Origin of the sequence: Mesorhizobium sp. M5C.F.Ca.IN.020.29.1.1 (assembly GCF_003997375.1) — a bacterium.
Lineage (GTDB): Bacteria > Pseudomonadota > Alphaproteobacteria > Rhizobiales > Rhizobiaceae > Mesorhizobium > Mesorhizobium wenxiniae.
Genome location: NZ_RZSW01000858.1, coordinates 1 through 1,832, shown reverse-complemented (window position 1 = coordinate 1,832; position 1,832 = coordinate 1). Strand labels below are relative to the sequence as shown.

Sequence of the window (1,832 nt, the reverse complement as noted above, 5' to 3'; positions counted from 1 at the left end):
CATAGAGTTCTTCGGGAAGCCCCTGGTCGAGATAGGCTATGGATGTCCCGCAATCGGCGCAGAAGGTGCGGAGCACGCCTCGGGTCCTCGAGAACGTCTTCGGCGTGCCGGTCAGCAATCTGAACTGGGCCGGTCGATAGCCGACCCAGACGGTCAGCGGGCTCCCTATGGCCTTGCGGCAATCGTCGTCGTGATCGGAGCAAATCCAGAACGGGTCGCCATGCAGCTCAGCCGTTATCGAACCGCAAAAACAGGAGCCGGTCTCGGTCCTGGTCATCGAACTATCGCTTCTGATCGAGGCGACCGTTGCGGGTGCAGAGTCCGCAGGGTGATGGAGTAGCGGTGCTCGGAAAGCGGCGGGATGCTGTGCTGCCATTCGGTGCGCGCCGGTCCCGTCATCAGGTAAGCCGACCTTGGCTCGAGGATGATGGTCTGGCGATCCCATCCAGCGCCGTTCTTCCGGCGGAGCCGAAAGCTGCATGGCGCAAGAAGAGAAACGCCGGCTACGGCATCGAAATGCGGCTTGTCGCGATGCCAGCCGATACCCGCCCCGGGCCGGTACTCGTTGATCAAGACCTGCACGAAAGCATCGGCGGGCAGCCGCGCAAATGCCGCCACCTTGTCCCTGAGCGGCATCAGAAAAGCAGGGATAGGAGGCGCCTCGACGACTTTGCGTTGGTCAAAATCGTAGCGCAGGCCAAAACCGGCGACGCGCCGGTTTGCGAGATGGCCATGAAAGTCGAAAGGCTGGAAGGCGAGACTTTCGAGCTGCCGCGCCAGCTCGGCCTCTTCCTGCGCGGTGATCAGCTCCGGCTGGTAGTGAAATCCTTCCGGCAGATCGTTGGGCGCACGAAACAGGTCGCCTTGGCCAGCGAATTCCGGCTGCTTGGTTTTGAGCGATGGCATCAACCCTAATTGGTGAAGCCGGCCGGCGGCGGCAAGACCTTGGAGGCGTCGAGCCGGCCGGATCACCGCCTCCATATCTTGGGCGAGACGGAACCTGGCTTGCCGGGCTGGGTTATTGCCCAGACGCGTCGAGTGTTTGGAAATGCCTTCAACTGCTATTCAAAGCATCAATTACGATCCGGCGACGAGGACCCTCTCCGTATGGTTCGTCCCAAGCGGAAATCGCTACGATTACGACGACGTGCCGCCGCAGACCTACGCTGCATTCCGCAAGGCCTCGTCAAAAGGTCGGTTCTTCAACGCGTTCATTCGAGACCGGTATAGCTGCCATTTGGTCGCGCAGAGCCAGTCGGGGTGAGATCTTCTGCTCTTGTCGCGCGCAATGCATCCGGGAGGAATCCGGTCGGCCGGCCGATCCCTCATTGAGCCGGCGGCGTACCGGGTTGATCGCCGCCCGTCGTCGTCTTCGGCGTAGGGTCCTTGTCGACTTCGGGATTTTGATCGACGGTGTTGGTGTTGCTTTGTGTCGGTTCAGTGCTGCTGGTGCTGCCCTGTGTCGGTTCGGTCTCGTTGCTGCAACCCGCTAGAGCCAGCGCCGCCAAAAATGATAGGCTCGTCAACGACAGTCTCGTCATGGCCAACCGCTCCCTTCCTGCTCGACAACGGTGAGTACTGAATTTGGTTGCAGCGGAATTGCTTGTCTGCTGGCCTAGAACCCTTCTGATCGTCGCCGCGTAGGCGCCAAAGGAACAAATCTCCGCGCCGCCACGTTGCATTTCCAGTGCAACGCTTGTGACAGAGAGGCTAACGTCTTGGCGCCGAGAGCAAATTGGAAGGGTTTTCTGAAAATTGGAGAACTCAGCTGCCCGGTGGCGCTCTATACGGCTGCCTCAACCTCTGAGCGGATCGCTTTCCACACAATAAAC

The 1,832-nt window shown here is 60.2% G+C and carries 4 protein-coding genes and 1 pseudogene; 2 read left to right on the top strand and 3 right to left on the bottom strand.

The features are described 5' to 3' along the window. Together EOA85_RS34340 and EOA85_RS34335 are read right to left on the bottom strand one after the other, a co-directional pair. Nucleotides 1–277 (bottom strand): GFA family protein (locus tag EOA85_RS34340; RefSeq protein WP_206523455.1); only part of this gene is annotated, 277 nt, incomplete at its 3' end. After that, complete coding sequence (locus EOA85_RS34335) at nt 274–906, bottom strand: alpha-ketoglutarate-dependent dioxygenase AlkB (RefSeq protein ID WP_127212640.1); 633 nt, start codon at nt 904–906, stop codon at nt 274–276. The genes EOA85_RS34335 and EOA85_RS34340, both read right to left, overlap by 4 nt. A 142-nt stretch (nt 907–1,048) precedes the next feature. Between EOA85_RS34335 and EOA85_RS34330 the strand changes: the two genes are divergently transcribed. Then, nucleotides 1,049–1,264, top strand: coding sequence for a KTSC domain-containing protein (locus EOA85_RS34330; RefSeq protein WP_127212639.1), 216 nt, complete (start codon nt 1,049–1,051; stop codon nt 1,262–1,264). A 61-nt stretch (nt 1,265–1,325) separates the two neighbouring features. Here the strand turns inward: EOA85_RS34330 and EOA85_RS34325 are convergent, their stop codons facing one another. Then, entirely contained in the window at nt 1,326–1,541 is a 216-nt protein-coding gene (locus tag EOA85_RS34325) for a hypothetical protein (protein ID WP_029356319.1), read from the bottom strand. A gap of 177 nt (nt 1,542–1,718) precedes the next feature. Here EOA85_RS34325 and EOA85_RS39625 point away from each other — a divergent pair. Next, nucleotides 1,719–1,832: pseudogene (locus EOA85_RS39625) on the top strand (Ku protein); the annotation flags it as partial.